The following is a 628-nucleotide window of genomic DNA, read 5'->3' on the forward strand; positions in this document are numbered from 1 at the left end:
TGGTTTGGTGGAAACGGTGCAAAAGGCGAATAATGCGGTGCCAAGTGGCAGGAGAATTAACGGAAAATCTCTGGTCGGGGATATCAGTTTGAGTGCCGGGGATGTGGGGGCGTTTAAATTAGGTAATAGTGGGGATTATTCTTACACAAATGGTGTTCCGTGGAATGCCAGCACAGGAATATATAATTTAAGTTATCCTGATTATAGTATGCTTATTGCTCATTTCAGTGATGGTATCGGGAGTTGTCCAGCATTTCAGCTACGGGTTGGTAACAGAAACTCAGGAATTGCTTATCGTTCTGCACGCGATTCTTATGGGTTTGAGGAAGATTGGACCAAAATCTATACAACAAAAAATAAGCCTTCTGCTGAGGATGTGGGGGCATGTCGTGCTTATAGCAGCTCGATCAATACCGGTGGTGGCACATGGACTACTAAAGAGTTTATCGTATGGCTTAAGCAAAACGGGGCCTTTGATGTTCCATACTGGATGTGCAAAGGTTCATGGTCATATGCTGACAATCGCATAATCAACGATACAGACTGCGGTAATATCTGTCTTGCAGGGGCTGTGGTTGAAGTCATGGGCGTAGAATCTGCAATGACGATCCGTGTTACAACACCGACG

1 pseudogene is annotated in these 628 nt (G+C 44.9%); it reads left to right on the top strand.

Going from position 1 to position 628, the window contains the following annotated elements:
- Positions 1-4: 4 nt before the first annotated feature.
- Positions 5-628 (top strand): annotated as a pseudogene (locus tag ABR397_RS23085) (phage tail protein); the annotation flags it as partial.

Source organism: Photorhabdus viridis, from assembly GCF_040256935.1.
GTDB lineage: Bacteria > Pseudomonadota > Gammaproteobacteria > Enterobacterales > Enterobacteriaceae > Photorhabdus > Photorhabdus viridis.